Annotated in this window: 19 protein-coding genes; 2 read left to right on the forward strand and 17 right to left on the reverse strand. The window is 65.4% G+C overall.

Annotation, left to right across the window (positions count from 1 at the left end; translation table 11 throughout):
- Positions 1–78: 78 nt before the first annotated feature.
- The 14 genes from BW990_RS10070 to BW990_RS10135 form a co-directional block, all read right to left on the reverse strand.
- The gene (locus BW990_RS10070) at positions 79–351 is read right to left on the reverse strand and encodes a hypothetical protein (RefSeq protein ID WP_076447796.1); all 273 of its coding nucleotides are present in this window, start codon (positions 349–351) and stop codon (positions 79–81) included.
- Positions 352–501: 150 nt separating this feature from the next.
- Positions 502–1,326: an ABC transporter ATP-binding protein gene (locus tag BW990_RS10075; protein ID WP_076447798.1), complete on the reverse strand. Its 825-nt coding sequence runs from the start codon at positions 1,324–1,326 to the stop codon at positions 502–504.
- 78 nt (positions 1,327–1,404) lie between these two features.
- A complete protein-coding gene (locus BW990_RS10080) occupies positions 1,405–2,706 on the reverse strand; it encodes an ABC transporter substrate-binding protein (protein ID WP_076447801.1) in 1,302 nt (433 codons plus the stop codon).
- Between the two features lie 60 nt (positions 2,707–2,766).
- The gene (locus tag BW990_RS10085; RefSeq protein ID WP_076447804.1) at positions 2,767–3,843 is read right to left on the reverse strand and encodes a branched-chain amino acid ABC transporter permease; all 1,077 of its coding nucleotides are present in this window, start codon (positions 3,841–3,843) and stop codon (positions 2,767–2,769) included.
- 88 nt (positions 3,844–3,931) lie between these two features.
- Entirely contained in the window at positions 3,932–4,270 is a 339-nt protein-coding gene (locus BW990_RS10090) for a hypothetical protein (protein WP_076447806.1), read from the reverse strand.
- A 102-nt stretch (positions 4,271–4,372) separates the two neighbouring features.
- Complete coding sequence (locus tag BW990_RS10095; RefSeq protein WP_076447808.1) at positions 4,373–5,326, reverse strand: branched-chain amino acid ABC transporter permease; 954 nt, start codon at positions 5,324–5,326, stop codon at positions 4,373–4,375.
- Positions 5,327–5,488: 162 nt separating this feature from the next.
- Positions 5,489–6,301 (reverse strand): ABC transporter ATP-binding protein, encoded by an 813-nt coding sequence (locus BW990_RS10100; RefSeq protein ID WP_076447810.1) that lies wholly within the window; start codon positions 6,299–6,301, stop codon positions 5,489–5,491.
- A 3-nt stretch (positions 6,302–6,304) separates the two neighbouring features.
- Positions 6,305–6,880: a hypothetical protein gene (locus BW990_RS10105; protein ID WP_076447812.1), complete on the reverse strand. Its 576-nt coding sequence runs from the start codon at positions 6,878–6,880 to the stop codon at positions 6,305–6,307.
- An 8-nt stretch (positions 6,881–6,888) separates the two neighbouring features.
- Entirely contained in the window at positions 6,889–8,865 is a 1,977-nt protein-coding gene (locus BW990_RS10110) for an AMP-binding protein (protein ID WP_076447814.1), read from the reverse strand.
- A 384-nt stretch (positions 8,866–9,249) separates the two neighbouring features.
- Positions 9,250–12,036, reverse strand: coding sequence for a formate dehydrogenase subunit alpha (gene fdhF, locus BW990_RS10115; RefSeq protein ID WP_076447816.1), 2,787 nt, complete (start codon positions 12,034–12,036; stop codon positions 9,250–9,252).
- 153 nt (positions 12,037–12,189) lie between these two features.
- Positions 12,190–13,758 (reverse strand): GMC family oxidoreductase, encoded by a 1,569-nt coding sequence (locus BW990_RS10120; protein WP_076447819.1) that lies wholly within the window; start codon positions 13,756–13,758, stop codon positions 12,190–12,192.
- Positions 13,759–13,776: 18 nt separating this feature from the next.
- Positions 13,777–14,301 carry a Twin-arginine translocation pathway signal gene (locus BW990_RS10125; RefSeq protein WP_076447822.1) on the reverse strand — a complete coding sequence of 175 codons (525 nt, stop codon included), beginning with the start codon at positions 14,299–14,301 and terminating at the stop codon, positions 13,777–13,779.
- A gap of 75 nt (positions 14,302–14,376) precedes the next feature.
- Positions 14,377–14,772 carry a VOC family protein gene (locus BW990_RS10130; protein WP_076447825.1) on the reverse strand — a complete coding sequence of 132 codons (396 nt, stop codon included), beginning with the start codon at positions 14,770–14,772 and terminating at the stop codon, positions 14,377–14,379.
- A 94-nt stretch (positions 14,773–14,866) separates the two neighbouring features.
- Positions 14,867–15,160: a ribbon-helix-helix domain-containing protein gene (locus BW990_RS10135; protein ID WP_076447827.1), complete on the reverse strand. Its 294-nt coding sequence runs from the start codon at positions 15,158–15,160 to the stop codon at positions 14,867–14,869.
- 194 nt (positions 15,161–15,354) lie between these two features.
- Between BW990_RS10135 and BW990_RS10140 the strand changes: the two genes are divergently transcribed.
- Entirely contained in the window at positions 15,355–16,011 is a 657-nt protein-coding gene (locus BW990_RS10140) for a histidine phosphatase family protein (RefSeq protein ID WP_076447830.1), read from the forward strand.
- 49 nt (positions 16,012–16,060) lie between these two features.
- Complete coding sequence (locus tag BW990_RS10145) at positions 16,061–16,399, forward strand: DUF2794 domain-containing protein (protein WP_076447833.1); 339 nt, start codon at positions 16,061–16,063, stop codon at positions 16,397–16,399.
- 66 nt (positions 16,400–16,465) lie between these two features.
- Here the strand turns inward: BW990_RS10145 and BW990_RS21805 are convergent, their stop codons facing one another.
- From BW990_RS21805 to BW990_RS10155, 3 genes are read right to left on the reverse strand one after another with little or no spacing between them, the layout of a single operon-like run.
- On the reverse strand, positions 16,466–16,630 hold the full coding sequence (locus BW990_RS21805) for a hypothetical protein (protein WP_159441624.1): 165 nt from the start codon (positions 16,628–16,630) through the stop codon (positions 16,466–16,468).
- Positions 16,627–17,451, reverse strand: coding sequence for a C40 family peptidase (locus BW990_RS10150; protein WP_143526133.1), 825 nt, complete (start codon positions 17,449–17,451; stop codon positions 16,627–16,629). The genes BW990_RS21805 and BW990_RS10150 overlap by 4 nt, the downstream gene beginning before the upstream one ends.
- Before the next feature lie 38 nt (positions 17,452–17,489).
- A complete protein-coding gene (locus BW990_RS10155) occupies positions 17,490–18,875 on the reverse strand; it encodes a leucyl aminopeptidase family protein (protein WP_076447835.1) in 1,386 nt (461 codons plus the stop codon).
- Between the last annotated feature and the right edge of the window lie 82 nt (positions 18,876–18,957).

Below are 18,957 nucleotides of genomic sequence, written 5' to 3' on the forward strand. Positions count from 1 at the left end.
AGGCTTTTGCAGGATATCCAAATAAAAAACCCGGGCGCGGAAAGCCGCGTCCGGGTCGGTCTTCGAATGTTCGAAAGATCAGCCTGCGGTGGCGGCGGTCAGAACCGCAAGGTCTTCCGCGCCCGACTCGGAGCAGGCGGCGTCGATCTCGATCATCAGTGCATCGGCGTCTGCCGGGCTCTCAAGCGCGGTCTTCACGGCTTCTGCGAGGCCCATTTTGCCTTCATCGTCCATGGCGATGTATTCGGCACAGGTCACGGCGGCGGGATCCATGGCATGCGCTGCGGCAAAGGCTGCGGAACCCGATGCGGCGAGGCCGAGGGCGGCGAGAATGGTTGTCGTCTTTTTCATGGCGAACTCCTTCGTTCCATATCGTGTAAGTAACGATGGGAATGAAACGACGGGCGTGAAGAACGGTTCCGGAAAAAAGACGCCCTCAGGAAACATATATATTTCGCGGAGTGTCTTGCCGAACGCCCGCTCCGGCCTAGCAGCGCGGCGTCAGGACAGCCATCTCTTGCGGCGCCGATAGGAGCGCACATCGCGGAAGCTCTTGCGGCCCTCGTCGGACATGCCGAGGTAGAATTCCTTCACATCCGGGTTCTCCCGCAGATCGGCCGCGCTGCCTTCCATCACCACGCGGCCCGATTCCAGGATGTAGCCGGTATGGGCAAACCTGAGCGCCACGTTGGTATTCTGTTCGGCCAGCAGGAAGGACACGCCTTCGCCTTCGTTCACGGCCTTCACGATCTCGAAGATCTGCTCTACGAGCTGCGGCGCGAGCCCCATCGACGGCTCGTCGAGCAGGATCGTCTCGGGCCGGGACATCAGCGCGCGCCCGATGGCGCACATCTGCTGCTCGCCGCCCGACGTGTAGCCCGCCTGCGATTTGCGGCGTTCCTTCAGCCGCGGGAAATAATCGTAGACCATTTCGAGATCCGCCTCGACGGCGGCCTTGCCGTCCTTGCGGGTATAGGCCCCGGTCAGCAGGTTCTCCTCGACGGTCAGGTGGGCGAAGCAATGCCGCCCCTCCATCACCTGGATCACGCCGCGCTTCACCAGCGCCGCCGGGTCGAGACCCTGCACCCGCTCGCCCTTGTAGAGGATCGAGCCCTTGGTGACCTCGCCGCGCTCGGAATGCAGCAGGTTGGAAATCGCCTTCAGCGTGGTGGTCTTGCCCGCGCCGTTGCCGCCCAGAAGCGCCGTGATGCCGCCCTTCTTCACGGTCAGGGACACGCCTTTCAGCACCAGGATGACGTGGTTGTAGATGACCTCCACGTTGTTGACCTCGAGAAGCGCGTGGTCGGTCTTGGCCGCGTCGAGCATGGCGGGAGCCCCTGTCTTGTCTCTTTCCAATTACGCAAAGGAAGCGGCGGCCACGGGGGCCGCCGCCCGGTTAGGGCGTCAGCCGCCCACGTTGCAGTCTTCGTTGGTCGGCCAGGGCGCGTTGGCCTCGGCATACTCGGCCGCCTTGTCGGCGATGAGCTGCTGGTAATCCGACGTGTCGGGCAGCATGTGGTCGGAGACCTTCACGAACTGCTCCCCGTCCCATTCCAGCATCCAGCCGCCGGAATGGCCGGTGTGGTTGGCGCAGGACGTGGCGAAAGGCGGCACCATGCCGGTGAGGCCCAGCTCTTCGATGCGCTCCTCGGTCATGTTGATGTTCTCGAGGCCCCAGCGCAGCTGGCTCGCGTCGATCTCGGCCACGCCGAACTCGTTCTGCGCCGCCGCGATACCCTCGGCCAGGATCGCGGAGATCACTACGCCGCGGCCGTAGAAGACGCCCGCCATCTCCTCGGGGTTGGACTGCGAGAGACCGGCATCGACCACGTATTTTTGGATGTCGGCCATCACCGGTGCCTCGGGGTTCGGGAAGGACCACGAGATCGACTTGTAGCCCGCGCCGTCGGCGCCGACGATCTTGAGGTCGGCATCATGCCCGGCCCACCAGACGCCGATGAAGTTTTCCATCGGGTACTTGGTCTTCACCGCCTCGGTGATGGCACCGGCATTCATCGCGCCCCAGCCCCACATCACGACGTAATCGGGACGCTCGCGGCGGATCTGCAGCCACTGTGCGGACTGGTTCTGCATTTCCTTCAGACCGACCGGGATCGGCAGCAGCTCGAAGTTCAGCTCGCCCGCCTTCTTTTCCAGAAGCGGCAGCGGCTCCTTGCCGTAGGGGTGGTCGAGATGCAGGAAGGCGATCTTCTTGCCATCGAGGCTGCCATTCTCGTCCTGCAGATATTGCAGGATCATCGAGGCCGCGTCCCAATAGCCCGAAGGCGTGTTGAAGGCCCACTGGAAGACCTTGCCGTCGGCCATCGGCGAGAAGCCGTAGCCCGGGGCGAGGATCGGGATCTCGTCCACGTTGGTCTTGGGCAGGACCTGCAGCGTGATGCCGGTGGACCAGGGCTGCGTGACGATGGACCGGCCCTTGGTCTTCTCGTAGCACTCGACGCCCTTCTCGGTGGAATAGCCGGTCTCGCATTCCTCGGCGTTGACCTTGATGCCGCCGACGCCGCCATCGCGCGCGTTCAGCATGGCGAAGTAATCCGCCTGACCGTTCATCAGCGGAATGCCGGTCGCCGCGAAAGGCCCGGTTCGGTAGGCGAGGTTCGGCGCGTAGAGTTCCTGCGCCACCGCCGCCGTGCCGAGCGTCGCGCCCAGCACCGCCGCCGCGGCGAGTTTGGTGAAGTGTTTCATATGATATCCTCCCATTGGATTGTTCGAAGTTATCTTTGTTTTTGGGCCGGCCCGGTCACATTAATGCGGGAACGGCCAGATGATCAGCTTCTCGCGGATGAGACGCCAAAGCTGTGCCAGACCGTGGGGTTCCACGATCAGGAAAAAGATGATGAGCGAGCCGACGATCATGATGTTGAGATGCTCGACCAGCGCCGACGAGATCGTGAGGCCCAGAGCGGCGGGAAGCAGGTTCAGCACCACCGGCAGACCAACGATCAGGATCGCGCCCAGGTAATTGCCGAGGATCGAACCCAGCCCGCCGATGATCGCGATGAACAGAACCTGGAAGCTGAGCGGAATGTCGAAGAGGTTGGGCTCGGCCGCACCCTTCCACATGAAGACGTATAGCGCGCCGGCGACACCCACGATATAGGACGAGATCGCAAACGCGATGAGCTTCGACCGCATCAGGTTGATGCCGATGAGCTCGGCCGCTATATCCATGTCCCGCGTCGCCTTCCAGGTCCGGCCCAGATTGCCGCGGGTGAGATTGATGCAGAGCATCGTCATGAAGGACACGATCACCAGGACGAGGTAATATTGCGTGACCGAGCTGGCCAGCGGTCCGGTCAGGTAGATGCCGAACATTTCCGTATTGGGCACCTGGATGGCTCCGGAGGCGTTGTAATTGTAGAGCCACGCCCATTTCTCGAACAGCCAGACCAGGAAGAACTGCGCAGCCAGCGTCGCGATGGCCAGATAGAACCCCTTGATCCGCAGGGAAGGAATGCCGAAGGCCACGCCGATCCCCGCCGAGAAGACACCCGAGAACAGGATCGCCACGATGGGGTTCATCCACGGGAAGATCGTGATGAGCTTGTAGCAGGCATAGGCCCCCACACCCATGAACGCGCCGGTGCCCAGCGAGAGCTGCCCGGCATAGCCCGTCAGGATATTGAGCCCCATCGCCGCCAGCGCATAGATCATCACGGGGATCAGAAGCGTCTGGTAGGCGAATTCCGAGGCGATGAGCGGGAAGATCACGTAGGCCACGATCAGGATCGCGATCAGCAGAACGGCGTCCTGCCGGACCGGGAATAGGGCCTGGTCGGCCTTGTAGCTTGTCTTGAATTGTCCAGCGGTGCGGTAAAGCATGGGGCGCGTCCTGCGTCAGTTTGCGTGGGCGGCGGAAAGGATGGCGGGCCGGATCGGCACGGCGGGGCCGAATGCGGCGGCCGGCCGGTCAGTTCGGCAGGTCGTCGGGATCCGCGTCACCTGCGGCATCCGTCTCGGGCTCGGGCGGCTCTGCGTGCCTGTCGCGGTCCGTTCGGGTCTGGCTGTAGGACCACAGCGCCACGGCAGCGCCCCCGCCGAAGAGGATGAACGCGACGAGGATGCGGATGACGCGCCCGAATTCGCGGTGCAGCGACCAGCCGTCCCCGGCCCATTCGATGAGGGCGAGCGTGCCGTAGACCAGAAAGCCCACCGCCCAGATCGCGCCGAGACCGCAAAGCAGGAAATACCAGAGCCCTCGGCGGCTCCGCTGCAGGAAAGTGTCCGGTTCAGGCGATCTCGTATCCATGTCGAGGCCCTGCGCCTTCCATTCTGGGGGTTGGACCCACGCGCGATTTCGGCAGCGCACGCAACGTCCTTAACACATTCCCGTCCCATTGCGCGAGCCTCGCTAAACCCGTTCAATGATCCGCTCCCCGAAGAGGCCCTGCGGACGGAACAGGAGCACGATCAGCGCCAGCACGAAGGCGAACCACGTCTCGGTATTGCCGCCGAGGAAGGGCTGGCCCCAGTAGATCTCGAAGAGTTTCTCGAGCATACCGATCATCAGGCCGCCGACGATGGCGCCGGTGATGCTCTCGAGCCCGCCCAGCATCAGCACGGGCAGCGCCTTGTAGGCGATCACCTCAAGCGCGAAGCTCACGCCTGCGCGGGCCCCCCAGGCAATGCCGGTCACCAGCGCGATGATGCCCGCGATGAACCAGACGAGAACCCAGATCGTCTGCAACGAGATGCCCACCGACAGCGCCGCCTGGTGATCGTCGCCCAAGGCCCGGATCGCGCGGCCCATCTGCGTGTAATTCAGGAAGGCAAGCAGCGCGAGCACCAGAAGCGTCGCCACGATGACCACGGTTATGTCGAGATGCTGCAGGATCAGCAGGCCGCCGAAGGGCTCCAGCACGTAATCCCCGGTGGGGATGCCCAGCTCCTCGGTGATCATCACCTTGTTCTCGCCGCCGAAGATCGTCTCGCCCGCGCCGATCAGGAACAGCGTGATGCCGATCGTCGCCATGAAGAGGATGATGTCGGGCTGACCCACGAGCGGGCGCAGCACCACCCGCTCGATAGTCACCGCAAGGCCAAACATCACCACGAGCGTCAGGCCCACCGAAATCCAGGCGGGAACGCCCAGGGCATGGAGGCCCACCAGCGTCAGCGCCGCGAACACCACCATGATGCCCTGCGCGAAGTTGAAGATCCGCGACGAGCGGAAGATCAGCACGAAGCCCAGTGCGATGAGCGCGTAGAGGATGCCCGATACGAGCCCCTCCCAGAGCACCTGCATCAGGAAATCCGGCGCCGCGAACATGTCGACGAAGGGGGCGATGAAGTAGTCGTAGAGCATGTTATCTCCCGTCCCGAATGAGATCCGAGGGTTCTTGGAATGGGGTGAAATCGGGCCTCAGACCCGGCAGGCCGGGCCGCGATGCGACCCGCGACGCAGTCGCGATGTCGGTGCGCCCGTCCTGGCACCGACGAATTGCCAGGCTGCGCACGACGGCGGCCATCAATGCGCCACCCCGAGATAGGCGTCGATCACGTCCTGGTTGTTGCGCACCTCGTCGGGCGTGCCGTCGCCGATCTTCTTGCCGTAATCCATCACCACGACGCGGTCCGAAATGTCCATGACCACACCCATGTCGTGCTCGATCAGCGCGATGGTGGTGCCGAACTCGTCGTTCACGTCGAGGATGAAGCGGGACATGTCCTCCTTCTCCTCGACATTCATGCCCGCCATCGGCTCGTCGAGCAGCAGGATCGAGGGCTCGGCGGCCAGCGCGCGGGCCAGTTCGACGCGCTTTTTCAGACCGTAGGGCAGACGGCCCACCGGCGTCTTGCGGATGTTCTGGATCTCGAGGAAGTCGATCACCTTCTCGACCACCTCGCGGTTCTCCATCTCCTCGTCGCGCGCCTTCCCCCACCAGAGCGCCTGGCTGAGCACGCCCGCATTCATATGGGTAAGCCGCCCGGTCATGACGTTGTCGAGCACGGTCATCCCCTCGAAAAGCGCGATGTTCTGGAAGGTCCGCGCGACGCCCATGCGGGCGACTTCGAAGGGCTTCATCGGCGGGCGCTTTTCGCCCTTGTAGAAGACCTCGCCCTCGGATGGCGTGTAGAAGCCCGAGATGATGTTCAGCATCGAGGACTTGCCCGCCCCGTTCGGCCCGATGATCGCGCGGATCTCGCCCTCGCGCACGTCGAAGGAAATGTCGTTGATGGCCACCACGCCGCCGAAACGCAGGGTGATGTTCTTCATCTCCATCAGGACGCCGCCGATCTGGCGGCCATCCGGCGTGATGTAGCCCTCGGTATCCTTCATGCCCTAGCCTTTGTCCGTGGTGGTGGTGGCGCAGTTCATGCCGATCAGCCGCGCGTAGAAGCTGGCCGTGCCGGGTGCCCACTCGATATTGATCCGGCTTGCGGCCAGACAGCCGCTGGGCCGGCGCTCGTGGATGTCCTTTTCGAGATACGGCGCATCGTCGAAGGTGAAGTCGCCGAGCGTCCAGCCCTCCGCGATCAGCTCGTCGTACCGCGCCATCGTCGCCGCATGCAGCGCCTCGAGCGCCTCTGTCGGCATCGCGTCCTTGGTCCAGACCAGGCAATGGCGCGCGTTTTTCGGCACGGCCACGTCGCTTGCCCCGAAGCGCAGGCGCAGATCATGCGGCCCGGCATGCACGCGCCGTTCGATGCCGTCGGGACCGAAACCATTCTCGATCTCGGGGCCGATGGCGCCGGGGGCGATCTCTTCACCGTCGATATAGGCGATGCATTGATCCATGAGCTGCGTCCAACTCGCCTCGATGCCGGCGCTGGCCCGCCCTTGCGTGGCGGGCGCGATCGTCGCGGCGGCGCAAAGGGCCGCGATCGCGGCTTTGCAGGCGGCGCGAGAGGCGGGCATCCTTGCGGTCACTCCGCCGCCTCCAGCGTCTTGGTCTCGACCGGCACGACCTTCGGCGCGCGGGCATAGAGCGTCGCCTTGATCTTGCCCTTGCGGCCATCCTCGTAGGTTACTTCCGTCTCGGTGTAGACGCTGTCCTCGTTGGCATAGAGACCTTCGACCAGATCGGCGAACTTCTCTTCGATGATCTTGCGGCGGACTTTGCGGGTGCGGGTCAGCTCGCCATCGTCCGCGTCCAGTTCCTTGTGCAGCACGAAGAAGCGGTGGATCTGGCAGCCGGACAGCATGTCGTCCTGCGCGACGCTGGCGTTGACCTCCTCCACATGGGCCTGGATCGTGTCGAGCACCTGCTTGTTCTGCGCCAGCTCCTGATAGGAGGCATAGGCGATGTTGTTGCGCTCGGCCCAGTTGCCCACGGCGGCGAGGTCGATGTTGATGAAGGCGACGCAGCGATCCCGGTTCGCCCCGAAGACCACCGCCTCGAGGATGTTGGGATAGAACTTGAGCTTGTTCTCGACGTATTTCGGCGCAAACAGCGCGCCGTCGGCCATCTTGCCCACATCCTTGGCGCGGTCGATGATGCGCAGGTGGCCGGTGTCTTCCTCGATGAAGCCCGCATCGCCCGTGGCGACCCAGCCTTCCGCGTCCTTGGTTCCCGCGGTCGACTCGGCGTTCTTGAAGTACTCCACGAAGACGCCGGGCGAGCGGTAGAACACCTCGCCGTTTTCCGCGATGCGGATCTCGACGCCCGGAGAGGGCACACCCACCGTGTCTGACCGCACCTCGCCGTCGGGCTGCTGGGTGATGAAGACCGACGCCTCGGTCTGGCCGTAAAGCTGTTTCAGATTGATGCCGAGCGCCCGGTAGAAATCGAAGATCTCGGGGCCGATGGCTTCGCCCGCGGTGTAGCCCACGCGGACGCGGGAAAAGCCCAGCGCGTTCTTCAGAGGCCCATAGACCAAAAACTCGCCGAGCCGGTATTTCAGCCGGTCGCCGAGGCTCACGCTTTCGCCGTCGAGGATTTTGGGACCGACGCGGCGCGCGTGATCCATGAAGTAATGGAACATCTTCCGCTTGAGCGGTCCGGCATCCTCCATCCGGATCATGATCTGCGTCAGCTGCGTCTCGAAGACGCGTGGCGGCGCGAAGTAATAGGTCGGCGCGATTTCGCGCAGGTCGGTCATCATCGTGTCCGGGCTTTCGGGGCAGTTCACGCAGAACCCCGCCCAATAGGCCTGCCCGACCGAGAAGATGAAATCGCCGACCCAGGCCATCGGCAGGTAGGCGAGGATCTCCTCGCGCTCGGTCAGGTGATCGAATTCGCAGGAGGCCTTCGCGGTCTCGATGATGTTGCGGTTGGACAGCACCACGCCCTTGGGCTTTCCGGTGGTGCCCGAGGTATAGAGCATCACGCAGGTGTCGTCGTAGCCGAGCCCACCGCGCCGCTTCTCAAGCTCCGCCTTCTGCTCGGCGCTGGCATTGCGCCCGGTTTCCTGCACCTCGGCAAACGAGGACAGGGTGGTGTGGTCGTATTTCCGCATGCCGCGGGGATCGAGATAGATCATGCGGTGGAACTCGGGCAGCCGGTCCTCGATCTCGAGGACCTTGTCCACCTGTTCCTGGTCTTCCGCGATCACCAGCTTCGCGCCGCAATGATCGAGCACATAGGCCATCTCTTCGGCCACGGCGTCCTGATAAAGCGGCACGGGCACCGCGCCCACGGACTGGATCGACACCATCGACCAGTAAAGCGACGGCCGGTTGCGCCCGATGATCGCGACGAAATCGCCCGGCGCCACGCCCATATCCAGCAAGCCCAGCGCGAAGGCTTCGATCTCGCGCTCGGTCTCCGACCAGGTCCAGGTCTGCCAGATGCCGAACTCCTTCTCGCGGAAGGCCGGTCGCGCCCCGAAGCGGGTCGCGTTGCGGTGCAACAGGGCAGGCACGGAGCGCAATTCGGCTGCGCCCTCGGTCGACTGTGTCAAAGCGTTTCCTCCCGGCAGCCCTTGTTTCGGGCCTTTTTCGGTGTGTCCCGCCGCGGCGGGAACATCGCCTCCTCCAAGGCTCTTCGCACATTAGGTCCGGCGCGGCCCTTTGGGTCAAGTCCCTTGGCGTCGCGGTGGAAAAAAATTGAACGTTCATTAAATTAATGCCGGAATTGCCGGGTGTTCGCGGGCGCGGAAAAGAGCCGGGCCAGGCCCGTTTGGCGGTCTTTTTGCGCGAATCACCTGAGGTTTCGCCGCGCGTCATGTGCGGGGACATCCCGCGAGCCGAAGGAACGGTTCGCGAAGCGAGCGCCACACCGAACCCAGTATCAAATCCGAAGCCCGCCGGAGGCGGCGCCCGGCCCGACGGCCCGGCGCTCGCGTCTATTCCGCCGCGACCCGGCTCTCCGTCTCAGCCTCGATCCGCACCGCGGAATACTTGAACTCCGGGATCTTGCCGAATGGATCGAGCTGCGGGTTGGTCAGCACGTTCGCCGCGGCCTCGACGAAGGCAAACGGGATGAAGGCCGTCTCGGGCGCCACGTTCCGGTCCGCCCGCGCCAGCATCGCGATGGAACCGCGCCGGGTGGTCAGCCGCACGCGTCCGCCCTCGGGCACGCCCATGCGCCGTAGCGTCGAGGGATGCAGCGAACAGGTCGCCTCGGGCTCCACGTTGTCGAGCGTCACCGACCGCCGCGTCATCGAGCCCGTGTGCCAGTGTTCCAGCTGCCGCCCGGTGATCAGGATCATAGGGTACTCCTTGTCCGGGCTCTCGGCGGGCGGCGTCACGCGCGCGGGCGTGAACTGCGCCCGGCCCGCCCGGCGCGGGAAACCGTCGCCGAAGACCACCGAGGCGCCCGGATCCTCCGGCCCCTTGCACGGATAGGTCACGGCGCCTTCCTTTTCGAGCCGCTTCCAAGTGATGTGATGCAGGGAGCGCATCGACATCTTCATCTCGTCGAAGACCTCGCGCGGGTCGTCGTAATCCCAATCGAGCCCGATCCGCCGCGCCAGATCGACGAGGATCTCCCAGTCCTGCCGCGCCTCTGCCGGCGGCTCGGTCGCGGCGCGCACCACCTGTACGGTGCGGTTGGTGTTGGTCACGGTGCCGGTCTTCTCGAACAAGGCCGAGGCCGGGAGGATCACGTCGGCGAACATCGCCGTCTCGGTCAGGAAGATGTCCTGCACGACGAGGCAATCGAGCTTGGCCAGCGCCTTGCGCGCGTGTTCCACATCCGGGTCGGACATGGCCGGGTTTTCGCCCAGCACGTACATGCCGCGGATCGAGCCGCGATAGACGCGGTCCATGATCTCCACGACGGTAAGGCCCGGGGCCGCGTCGATCTCGGTGCCCTGCCAGATATGGCGGAAAAGATCGCGCACATGGGTGTCGGTGACGGTCTGGTAATCCGGCATCACATGCGGGATCAGCCCCGCATCGGAGGCACCCTGCACGTTGTTCTGCCCGCGCAGGGGGTGCAGGCCGGTGCCCGGCCGCCCCACATGGCCGCAAAGCAGCGCGAGCGAGATCAGGCAGCGGGCATTGTCGGTGCCGTGGATGTGCTGAGACACGCCCATGCCCCAGAAGATCATGCCCCGCTGCGCGCCCGCGAAATCGCGGGCCACGGCGCGGATCGTGTCCGGGTCGACGCCGCAGATCTCGGACATCTTCTCAGGCGGGAAGGCGCGGATATGGTCGCGATACTCGAAGAAGCCCTCGGTGAAGCCCTGGATATATTGCCGGTCGTAGAGCTTTTCCTCGACGATCACGTTGCAGATCGCGTTCACGAGCGCGACGTCCGAGCCTGGCTTGAACTGCAGGTTATGGGTGGCATGCCGCTTCAGCCCGTTCTGCAGCCGCGGATCCATGACGATCAGGTTGCCGCCGCGCTTGGCGAATTGTTTGAAATAGGTGGCGGCGACCGGGTGGTTTTCCGTCGGATTGGCGCCGATGACGATGGCGACATCCGCATTCTCGATCTCGCGGAAGCTGGCGGTCACGGCGCCCGAGCCCACGTTCTCCATCAGCGCGGCGACCGAGGACGCGTGGCAAAGCCGCGTGCAGTGATCGACGTTGTTGTGCTTGAAGCCCTGCCGGATGAATTTCTGGAAGAGATAGGCCTCTTCGTTGGTGCATTTGGCCGACCCGAAGCCCGCCACGGATTGCCCGCCGAAATAGGACCGCAGATCGACAAGCCCGCGCGCGGCCACGTCGAGCGCCTCGTCCCAGCTGGCCTCGCGGAAATGCGTCCAGGGGTTCGACGGGTCGACATTCAGCCCCTTGTCCGGCGCGTCCTCACGGCGGATCAGCGGCTTGGTCAGGCGGTCGGGATGCTGGATGTAGTCGAAGCCGAAGCGGCCCTTGACGCAGAGCCGGCCTTCGTTGGCCGGTCCGTTGATGCCGTCCACGCGCTTGACCGCGCCGTCCTTGACCTTGATCGACACTTGGCAGCCCACGCCGCAGAACGGGCAGACCGATTTGACCTCGGCGTCGAAATCGCGGCTGTCGCCTTCCTGCGCGGCGTTGAGTTCCGACGCGGGCATCAGCGCGCCCGTGGGGCAGGCCTGCACGCATTCGCCGCAGGCCACGCAGGTCGAGGCCCCCATCGGATCGTCCTGGTCGAAGACCGGGAAGGCGTCGTGCCCGCGTCCGCCCATGCCGAGCACGTCGTTGACCTGCACGTCGCGGCAGGCCCGGACGCACAGGTTGCACTGGATGCAGGCGTCGAGATTGACGCGCATGGCGACGTGGCTGTCGTCGAGGAGCGGGATGCGGTCGGGCTCCATCGTCGGCAGGCGGCTTTCGCTGACGCCCACCGCATCGGCCATGTCCCAGAAATGCGAGGACCGGTCGTGGGCCGCGTCCCGCTCGGGCTGATCGGCCATCAGCATCTCGATGACCATCTTCCGCGCGCTTTGCGCCCGCGGGCTGGCGCTGCGCACCTCCATGCCCTCGGCGGCCTCGCGGATGCAGGAGGCGACAAGAATGCGCTCGCCCTCGACCTCGACCATGCAGGCGCGGCAATTGCCGTCGGGTTTGTACCCCGGTTCGGGCCGGTGACAGAGATGCGGGATCCTGAGGCCGCGTCCATGCGCCGCTTCCCAGATCGTCGTGCCCTTCGGCGCCTCGACCGTGTCGCCATCAAGCGTGAAGCGGATCGTCTCGGCCATGTCGTGTCTCCCTGTGCCTGCCCCCTTCTATGCCAGAGCCGGCGCCGGGACGCCCCCCAATTCCGACCTGTTGACCAAGATTTGCGCCCTGCGCGCCCATGAAAAAAGGCGCGCCCGGGGGCGCGCCTTTCTGGTGTTTCGCGAAAGCCGCGCTCAGAGGTTCTGGGCCGACATCTCGCGGGCGATGTGATCGGCCTGCCGGATCGCCAGCGCCACGATGGTCAGCGTCGGATTTTCCGCCGCACCGGTGGTGAATTGCGAGCCGTCCGAAATGAACAGGTTCTCGATGTCGTGGGTCTGACCCCACTTGTTGACCACGCCGTCCTGCGCATTCGCCGACATCCGGTTGGTGCCGAGGTTGTGCGTCGAGGGATAGGGCGGCGTCGGCATGGTCCGGGTCGCCCCCACCGCGTCATAGACCGCGCGGCCTCGGTCATAGGCGTGGTTGCGCATCGCGATGTCGTTGGGGTGATCGTCGAAATGCACGTTGGCCACCGGCAGGCCGTACTGGTCCTTGGTCTCGGACAGGGTGACGCCGTTGCCTTCCTGCGGCATGTCCTCGCCCACGATCCACATGCCCGCCATGTTCTCGTAGCTGTCGAGCGCAGTGGTGAACTCGCGGCCCCAGGCCCCGGGATTGAGGAAGGCCGCCATGAAGGGCAGGCCCAGCGCGAGCGTCTCGAGCTCGTAGCCCCCGACGAAGCCGCGCGAGGGATCGTGCCGCGCCTCGTCCTGGATGATGCCCGCCATGGTCGTGCCGCGCCACATGCGCACCGGCTGCTCGAAGGTCGCGTAGACCGACCCGGTCATGTGCCGCATGTAGTTGCGCCCGACCTGCCCCGAGGAGTTGGCAAGCCCGTCCGGGAACATCGAGGAGGCGGAGTTGAGCAGCATCCGCGGGCTTTCGAAGGAGTTGCCCGCAACGGCGACGATGCGCGCCTTCTGCATCTGCAGGTTGCCGTCCGCGTCGAAATACTCGACGCCGGTGACCTTGCCGGCCTCGTTGTGCAGGATCCGGGCCACGTGGGACCGCTCGCGCACCTCGAGGTTGCCGGTGGCCTCGCCCGCCGGGATGTCCGTATAGGCTGAGGACCACTTGGCGCCCCATTTGCAGCCCTGAAAGCAGAAACCGGTCTGCTGGCAGGCCATGCGGCCGTCACGCTCTTCGCTGTTGATGGCCATGTTGCCGGTATGGACCTTTTCGTAGCCGAGCTTCTTCGCACCGGCCTCGAAGACCTTGTAGTTGTTGTTCCCGGGCAGGCCCGGAATGCCGTTGGTGCGCGTGACACCCAGCTTCTTCTCGGCCAGATCGTACCAGGGCGCCATTTCGGCGGCGTCGATGGGCCAGTCGAGCAGGCTCGCGCCCTCGACCTCGCCATAGCTGGTGAGCGCCTTCCACTCGTGCTCCTGGAAGCGCAGGCTCGCGCCCGCCCAGTGCGTGGTGGTGCCGCCCACCGCCTTCACGATCCATGCGGGCAGCCCCGAGAAGTCCTTGGCCACGCGCCAGTCGCCCGACGTGGTGCGCGGATCGAGCCAGGCGAGCTGGCCGAAACTGTCCCATTCGTCGTTGACGTAATCCTCGGGCAGATAGCGCCCGCCGGCTTCCAGCGCGACGACGCTCACGCCCTTCTTGGCGAGTTCGTTCGCCAGAACGCCACCGCCCGCGCCGGTTCCGATGATGACGACGACGCTGTCGTCGTTCTTGTCAAAAGGTGCTGTCATTGTTCTGTCCTCCCCGCCTCAAATCCACGAAATGTCATCGAAGCCGCGGTACATGTACCCGCCCTGGCTGTAGGACTCGCCCTCGTAGCCGAAGATCGGCCAGACGGCTTTCTGGTTGTAGAGGCCGGTGACCAGCCCGCCGCGAATACGCTGGAAGAACGGGGTGTCCTCGATCGTGCGCAGCACCGCCACGCGCTCGGCCTCCCAACCGATATCGAGATAACGGCCCGCGCCCGTGACCTGCGCCTTCTCGTTCAGCAACTCGATGCCGGCCTCGGCGAAATCGACCTCGTCCGGCACGTCGTAGCCCTTGACTGCGGCGGCGTAATATTGGTCGCCCACCTTGTCATGCGGGTAGATGTCGCGCGCCATCTGGATCAGCGTGGCCATCGTATCGGGCTTGAGCGCGTTCATCTCGGTGGCCCAGGCGGCATCGCTGCCCGCCACGAAACCCGAGCCCACGACAAGGCCCGCGCCCGCCGCGACACCGCGCGACAGCAGCTGCCGCCGCGTGAGCGTGCGGATGGTTGGTGTATCGGTCATCAGATGTCCTCCCTTTTCACCGATATCGAATGCGAGAAGGGCCGCGCCCTATGCGCGGCCCCTTTCAGATTTGTCTCACTTGAAGCGGCCCGAGCGTTCCAGCACCTCGATCTGGTAGCCATCGGGGTCCGCCACGAAGAAGAAGCGTCCGACCAGCGTGCCGCCGGGCGCGAATTCCACCAGCTTGCGGGGGCTCAGCCCCTCGGCCTCGAAGCGGGCATGTTCGGAATCGAGATCGGCCACGGACACGGCCAGGTGACCGTAGCCATTGCCGAGATCGTAGGCCTCGGTCTGGCCCTTGTTGACCGTCAGTTCGAGTTCGAATTCCTGCTCGTCATTCGACATGTAGATCAGCGTGAAATCGTCGAAATCGAGCCTGTCGGCGACCTCGAGACCGAATGCCTTTTTGTAGAATGCCACCGAACGGTCCTCGTCGAGGACGCGAATCATGCTGTGAATGGCCTTGGCCATGAAGCCTCCCTTGGTAAATTGTCGCGACTTAGGGAAAGGCTATGGAATCGCGGCACGGGGCGGGTAGTAGACCTTTACTACACGCGCGCTCTTTTCATTCCGCGGCGAACACGATCCGGTCAGGGATGGCGGAGCGGCTGGCATAGATCAGGCAGGTCGTGCGCAGAAGCGACGAGAAATTTTCCGGCTCGCCCTGCTTTTCCAGCACCTCCGCATGCAGTTTCGACAGGAAGATCGGGGTGGTGATGCCCTCGCCGTCCGCGATCTCGTCGAGGGTGTCCCAGAAGGCGTTCTCGAGGCGGATCGAGGTGGATTGACCGTTGATGCGGACCCGCCGCGTGGTGGATCGGTATCGGTCACGATCCTGTCCGGCATAAACCTGGCACATGTTTGGCTCCTCGAGATGCGGGTCGGTCGTCGTGACCGCCGTTGCGACCGGCGGCACCTCCGGACGCGCAAGGTGTGCAGACCCCAAGCCTTCCAAAGCCCGCGACGAAAGTCTGTAGGACTTTGGGCCTATACGCGCCTTTCCGTCGGCCCTGATCGGGGCTAGGACCGGGTTACGTTTCCGGAGCCTGCCCCATGTCGCAAATCCTGCTGGTCCGTCACGGCCAGGCCAATTCCGCCGCCCGCGACGAGGCGGAATACGATCGCCTCAGCGATCTTGGCCGGGCGCAGGCGCGCTGGCTCGGTGCGCATCTGAAAGGCAGCGGCGAGCGGTTCTCGCACGCGGTCTCGGGCACGTTGCAGCGGCAATCGGAGACCCTGGCGGAAATGGCGGTCGCCGAGACCGCCCCCGCTCAAGACCCCCGGCTCAACGAGCTGGAATATTTCACGCTCGCGCAGGCCTTCGAGGCCGAGCATGGCGTTGCCATGCCGCAGGACCGCCCCGAATTCCTGACCCATCTGCCGCGCATGTTCGCCGCTTGGTCGCGCGGCGACATCAGCGCGGCGCCGGAGCCCTTCGAGGCGTTCGAGACGCGCGTTGCCGAGGTGCTCAGCGATCTGGCGGCGGGCCGCGGTCCGACCATCGCGGTCACCTCGGGCGGCGTGATCGGCATGGCCATACGCATCGCGCTGCGCCTCGATATCGAGGCTTTCGCGCTGATGTGCCTCTCGATCGAGAACACGTCTGTGCACCGGTTGCAGATCATGCCCTCGGGTCTCGCGCTGGCCCAGTTCAACGCCTGCCCGCATCTGGAGCCGCAGGACAGGCGGCATTCGCGGACACATCTCTGATCCGCGCAAAAGCCTTGATTTCGGACCCGCCGCACCGCACCTTTGAGGCATGAATTCGCTCACGCCCTTTCCGCACCGGCCGGAGCAGACCGAGACGGTCATGTTTCATCGGATCGAGTTGAACGAGATCCTGTCGCTCTACGGCCGCATGGTGGCCGCGGGCGAATGGCGCGATTACGGCATCTCCGCCCTGCGGGACGCCGCGATCTTCTCGATCTTTCGCCGCTCGGCCGAACAGCCGCTCTACCGCATCGAAAAACGGCCGAAACTGCGCAACAAGCAGGGCATGTATTCGGTCGTGGGAATGGACGGGCAAATCCTGAAGCGCGGGCATGACCTGAAAGCCGTGCTGCGCGTGCTGGAGCGCAAACTGATCCGCGCGATCTGATTTTGCGGGAAGTCGCTGAACGATCTTAACTAGGATCGTTCCTCAATCATTACCTAATGATTGAGTTCACGTGGTCATCGCTGAAAGCAGCGCGAACGGGATCGGGTGCCCGAGCCAGGCCGTGCCGCCCAACGGAGCGAAGCGCGGCACCTCCACCCGATCCGTCCCCACGCCATCGGCTCCCGCCAAGGCGCGGCAGACGCTGAGCGCCTCGAAGGGAGCCGCGGTCACGCGTACCCCGTACCCTGCAGCCTGACATGGGAGGTCACCGGCCCGTCCCCCTGGGCGGCGATCCGCGCGGTGGCCGCGGCCAGCCCTTCATACGCGACCGCCATGTGATGGGCATTGGCATGCAGGATCGTGTCGGGCCCCGAAACCCAGGCGACATGACCCCGCCAGAACAGCAGATCGCCCCGGCGCGGCGCGTCTTCGGTGCGGTGCGGCGCGAAAGCCGCCTCCTGCAAGTCGCTGTCGCCCGGGCAGTCGAGCCCGGCGAACCGGCAGGCGATCTGGATTAGCCCCGAGCAATCGATCCCGGACGCGGAATTTCCACCCCAGAGGTAGGGGGTTCCGAGAAGCCGCTCGGCGACCGCGACAGGGTCGGGGTGACGCAAGTCGCATGGTTCGAGATGCGCGCGCGGGACCCAGCCCGCTTCGGTCTCGGCAAAGGCGCCGTCGGTCCGGGAAACGGCCAGCAACGCCCCGAGGCTCAGGGCCGCGCGTTCCGGCGCCTTGATCGAGGGCGCCTCATAGGCATGGCTCGCGCGGGTGGCGAGCCGGTGCGTGACGGGATGGTCGGGGCCCAGCGCAGTCACGTCCACATAGCCCACATAGCCATCGGCCCGCGCTTGCACGAAGGCCCAGCCTTCCCGGGCCTCAAAGAGGGTGACCGACGTCCCCATCAGGAGCTGGCGGTCGCGCGCACCGCCGGGACTGCGCCGCAGATCGGCGACCGGAGCGATGACGCGGCGCGGCTCGCCCGCGACGAACCGCTCCGCCGCCACCTGCCCTTCGAGCGCGGCAGCGGCGACGCGGCCATTGGCCGGCAGCATCCGACGGTCCGGCAGCGCGGCTTCTGGCGCGCGCCCGCTCACAGGTCGAGGATCTCAGGCAGCGCGGCGAGAATGCTCCGCGCACCCTGACCGATCCCACCCTTGGTGCGCCCAGGCGCCGCCTGCGGTTGCCAGCCATAGATGTCGAAATGCGCGTAGCGCGGCGTCTCGGTCACGAAGCGACGCAGGAACAGCGCGGCGGTGATCGCACCCGCGAAGCCGCCCTTGGGCGCATTGTCGAGATCGGCGATGCCGGGTTCGATCAGGGGCTCATAGGGGTCGTGGAACGGCAGGCGCCAGACCGGATCGGCGGCCCCCGGCGCGGCCGCCTCGAACGCGCGGGCCAGGGCGTCGTCGGTGGCGAAGAACGGCGCGATATCCGGCCCGACCGCGACGCGCGCGGCACCCGTCAGCGTGGCCATCGACAGGATCAGGTCCGGCGCGGTCTCGTCCGCGAGGGCCAGCGCATCCGCGAGCACCAGACGGCCCTCGGCATCGGTGTTGTTGATCTCGACCGTCAGGCCCTTGCGCGAATGCAGGATATCCTGCGGGCGGAAACTGTTGCCCGCGACCGAGTTCTCCACCGCCGGGATCAGCACGCGCAGCCGCAGCTTCAGCTCGAGCGCCATGATCGCCTTGGCCAGCCCCAGCACCGCCGCGGCACCGCCCATGTCCTTCTTCATCAGGCCCATCGAGGCGCCCGGCTTGAGGTTCAGTCCGCCCGTGTCGAAACACACGCCCTTGCCGACGAGGACGAGGTGCGGACCCGTATCGCCCCATGTCATGTCGATCAGCCGCGGGTCGTCCTTCGCGGCGCGCCCGACCGCGTGGATCATCGGCAGATTGTGATCGAGCAGGCCCTGCCCGGCGATCACCTCCACATGCGCGTCGTGATCGCGGGCGAGGTCCCAGACCGCCTCTTCCAGCGCCTCGGGCCCCATATCCGCCGCGGGCGTGTTGATGAGATCGCGCGTCAGAACTTCGGCGGCGGCGAGAATCTCGACCCGGTCCGCATCGATCCCCTCGGGCGCGACGAGCGCGCCGGTCTTGGCGGTCTGGTCGCGGTAGCGCGAGAACCCGTAGCCCGTCAGCAACCAGCCCAGCGCCTCGCGCTCGGCGTCTTGCCCGGGCAGACCGGAGGCGATGCGCCATGTCTGATCCTGCAGGCGCGGTGCGGCTGCCGCGAGCGTGAACCGGACCCGCGCGCGCGCCGCTGCATTGCCATAGCCCGCGAGACCCGCGGTCGGCCCGCCGTCCGGGCCCGGGATCACCAGTGTGTCGCCGATGCCCCCCTCGAAGCCGCTCGCCCGGACCCAGGCCGCGACATGATCCGGCTGATCGGAAAGCCAGGCGTCCACGGCGCCCTGTTCGAGAACATGAAGGTCGAGCGCGCCCTCGGCGGCTGTGGCGAAACGAAGCGTCATGATATCCCCGGACCTGCGGTGCCTGTTGGTCCGGAGCCTAACTCCTACAGGCAGCGCGACAAGGCCTCGTTTGCCCCGCTCA

This window comes from Roseivivax lentus (genome assembly GCF_900156805.1).
In the GTDB taxonomy this organism is placed as follows: Bacteria; Pseudomonadota; Alphaproteobacteria; order Rhodobacterales; family Rhodobacteraceae; genus Roseivivax; species Roseivivax lentus.

Bases quoted from the DNA above. Each gene is read 5' to 3' on its own strand.
- BW990_RS10125 (WP_076447822.1), bottom strand. From the start codon at position 14,301: ATGACCGATACACCAACCATCCGCACGCTCACGCGGCGGCAGCTGCTG.
- BW990_RS10075 (WP_076447798.1), bottom strand. From the start codon at position 1,326: ATGCTCGACGCGGCCAAGACCGACCACGCGCTTCTCGAGGTCAACAAC.
- BW990_RS10090 (WP_076447806.1), bottom strand. From the start codon at position 4,270: ATGGATACGAGATCGCCTGAACCGGACACTTTCCTGCAGCGGAGCCGC.
- BW990_RS10140 (WP_076447830.1), top strand. From the start codon at position 15,355: ATGTCGCAAATCCTGCTGGTCCGTCACGGCCAGGCCAATTCCGCCGCC.
- BW990_RS10135 (WP_076447827.1), bottom strand. From the start codon at position 15,160: ATGTGCCAGGTTTATGCCGGACAGGATCGTGACCGATACCGATCCACC.
- BW990_RS10130 (WP_076447825.1), bottom strand. From the start codon at position 14,772: ATGGCCAAGGCCATTCACAGCATGATTCGCGTCCTCGACGAGGACCGT.
- BW990_RS10105 (WP_076447812.1), bottom strand. From the start codon at position 6,880: ATGCCCGCCTCTCGCGCCGCCTGCAAAGCCGCGATCGCGGCCCTTTGC.
- BW990_RS10080 (WP_076447801.1), bottom strand. From the start codon at position 2,706: ATGAAACACTTCACCAAACTCGCCGCGGCGGCGGTGCTGGGCGCGACG.
- BW990_RS10150 (WP_143526133.1), bottom strand. From the start codon at position 17,451: ATGCTGCCGGCCAATGGCCGCGTCGCCGCTGCCGCGCTCGAAGGGCAG.
- BW990_RS10155 (WP_076447835.1), bottom strand. From the start codon at position 18,875: ATGACGCTTCGTTTCGCCACAGCCGCCGAGGGCGCGCTCGACCTTCAT.
- BW990_RS10095 (WP_076447808.1), bottom strand. From the start codon at position 5,326: ATGCTCTACGACTACTTCATCGCCCCCTTCGTCGACATGTTCGCGGCG.
- BW990_RS10100 (WP_076447810.1), bottom strand. From the start codon at position 6,301: ATGAAGGATACCGAGGGCTACATCACGCCGGATGGCCGCCAGATCGGC.
- BW990_RS10085 (WP_076447804.1), bottom strand. From the start codon at position 3,843: ATGCTTTACCGCACCGCTGGACAATTCAAGACAAGCTACAAGGCCGAC.
- fdhF (WP_076447816.1), bottom strand. From the start codon at position 12,036: ATGGCCGAGACGATCCGCTTCACGCTTGATGGCGACACGGTCGAGGCG.
- BW990_RS10145 (WP_076447833.1), top strand. From the start codon at position 16,061: ATGAATTCGCTCACGCCCTTTCCGCACCGGCCGGAGCAGACCGAGACG.
- BW990_RS10070 (WP_076447796.1), bottom strand. From the start codon at position 351: ATGAAAAAGACGACAACCATTCTCGCCGCCCTCGGCCTCGCCGCATCG.
- BW990_RS10120 (WP_076447819.1), bottom strand. From the start codon at position 13,758: ATGACAGCACCTTTTGACAAGAACGACGACAGCGTCGTCGTCATCATC.